A 2,500-nucleotide genomic window follows, 5' to 3' on the forward strand; every position below is an offset into this window, starting at 1 on the left:
TATTGCATGTACCCTATGAATAAGGATCGGCTAACTCCGTGCCAGCAGCCGCGGTAATACGGAGGATCCGAGCGTTATCCGGATTTATTGGGTTTAAAGGGTGCGTAGGTGGGGATTTAAGTCAGCGGTGAAAGTTTGTGGCTCAACCATAAAATTGCCGTTGAAACTGGATTTCTTGAGTATGTTTGAAGTAGGCGGAATGCGTGGTGTAGCGGTGAAATGCTTAGATATCACGCAGAACTCCGATTGCGAAGGCAGCTTACTAAACCATAACTGACACTGAAGCACGAAAGCGTGGGGATCAAACAGGATTAGATACCCTGGTAGTCCACGCCGTAAACGATGATAACTAGGAGTTAGCGATAGACAGTTAGCTCTACAGCGAAAGCGTTAAGTTATCCACCTGGGGAGTACGCCGGCAACGGTGAAACTCAAAGGAATTGACGGGGGCCCGCACAAGCGGAGGAACATGTGGTTTAATTCGATGATACGCGAGGAACCTTACCCGGGTTTGAACGCATTCGGACCGGAGTGGAAACACTCTTTTCAGCAATGACCGTTTGCGAGGTGCTGCATGGTTGTCGTCAGCTCGTGCCGTGAGGTGTCGGCTTAAGTGCCATAACGAGCGCAACCCTTATTGTTAGTTACCATCAGGTAGTGCTGGGGACTCTAACAAGACTGCCAGCGTAAGCTGTGAGGAAGGTGGGGATGACGTCAAATCAGCACGGCCCTTACATCCGGGGCGACACACGTGTTACAATGGATGGGACAGAGGGCAGCCACTTGGTGACAAGGAGCAAATCCCTTAAACCCATTCTCAGTTCGGATCGAAGTCTGCAACCCGACTTCGTGAAGCTGGATTCGCTAGTAATCGCGCATCAGCCATGGCGCGGTGAATACGTTCCCGGGCCTTGTACACACCGCCCGTCAAGCCATGGGAGTTGGGGGTACCTAAAGTTCGTAACCGCAAGGATCGACCTAGGGTAAAACCGATGACTGGGGCTAAGTCGTAACAAGGTAGCCGTACCGGAAGGTGCGGCTGGAACACCTCCTTTCTGGAGTCTTGTTATATGAATGGACAGGTAGATAAGACTTATCTTAGTTTTTTGTATTGCTTTGATTATGTATTTATAATATGATCTTGAAAGAGAAAGATGAACTGGGCTAGAGAAGCCCGGGCAGCAAACTCCAAGTTGACAGTCCTATAGCTCAGTTGGTTAGAGCGCTACACTGATAATGTAGAGGTCGGCAGTTCAACTCTGCCTGGGACTACCCGAAGCACGAAGTGCTTCGAGTGATTAGTGAAGAGTGATTAGTGATTAGTATCAAACTAAACACTGTACACTGTACACTACCCACTAAAAACGGGGGATTAGCTCAGCTGGCTAGAGCACCTGCCTTGCACGCAGGGGGTCAACGGTTCGAATCCGTTATTCTCCACTAAATTAGTGATTAATGATTAGTGATAAGTGATTAGTATCAACACTAAACACTCCACACTGACAACTAACCACTATGAGCCGCTTCGCGGCGAATAAGATCTTTGACATGTTGGACAAATCAATAAAGTAAAAAGTAGAGCAACTTTAATAAGAAGTATATCAACCCGCTAATCTTAAAAAGCCTCTCTCTTGTGGAGAGAGGTTTGGAGAGAGGTGCGATATAGGAAAGTAAATAAGGGCAGACGGTGGATGCCTTGGCTCTCGGAGGCGATGAAGGACGTGATAAGCTGCGAAAAGCCGTGGGGAGGTGCAAATAACCTTTGATCCATGGATATCCGAATGGGGCAACCCGGCTGGTTGAAGGCCAGTCACCTCGTAAGAGGGGCGAACGTGGGGAACTGAAACATCTAAGTACCCATAGGAGAAGAAAACAAAAGTGATTCCGCTAGTAGTGGCGAGCGAACGCGGAACAGCCCAAACCAATATTGTTTAGGCAATATTGGGGTTGTAGGACTACGATGTAGCAAGACATTAGTGAAATAGAACGTTTTGGAAAGAACGACCATAGAGGGTGATAGTCCCGTATATGTATCATTAACGAAGCTTAGTAGTATCCTGAGTAGCGCGGGACACGTGAAATCCTGTGTGAATCTGCGGGGCCCATCCCGTAAGGCTAAATACTCCCGAGAGACCGATAGTGAACCAGTACCGTGAGGGAAAGGTGAAAAGAACCTTTAGTAAAGGAGTGAAATAGACCCTGAAACCGTCTGCTTACAAGCGGTCGGAGCATCGTAAGATGTGACGGCGTGCCTTTTGCATAATGAACCTACGAGTTACTTTCAGTGGCAAGGTTAAGGATTTAGAGGTCCGTAGCCGAAGTGAAAGCGAGCCTGAACAGGGCGATATAGTCACTGTGAGTAGACGCGAAACCAAGTGATCTACCCATGTGCAGGTTGAAGGTTAGGTAACACTAACTGGAGGACCGAACCGGTAAGCGTTGAAAAGCTTTCGGATGACGTGTGGGTAGGGGTGAAAGGCTAATCAAACTTGGAGATAGC

At 48.2% G+C, this 2,500-nt stretch carries 2 tRNA genes and 2 rRNA genes (1 of these 4 cut by a window edge); all 4 read left to right on the plus strand.

From position 1 onward, the window contains the following. Positions 1-1,055, plus strand: a 16S ribosomal RNA gene (locus M2134_RS15695); the annotation flags it as partial. Positions 1,056-1,198: 143 nt separating this feature from the next. After that, positions 1,199-1,272, plus strand: a tRNA-Ile gene (locus tag M2134_RS15700). A 94-nt stretch (positions 1,273-1,366) separates the two neighbouring features. After that, a tRNA-Ala gene (locus tag M2134_RS15705) sits at positions 1,367-1,440 on the plus strand. A gap of 224 nt (positions 1,441-1,664) precedes the next feature. Then, positions 1,665-2,500, plus strand: a 23S ribosomal RNA gene (locus tag M2134_RS15710) (its annotated part continues 1,976 nt past the right edge of the window); the annotation flags it as partial.

The organism is Parabacteroides sp. PM6-13 (genome assembly GCF_029892605.1).
Classification (GTDB): domain Bacteria; phylum Bacteroidota; class Bacteroidia; order Bacteroidales; family Tannerellaceae; genus QVMG01.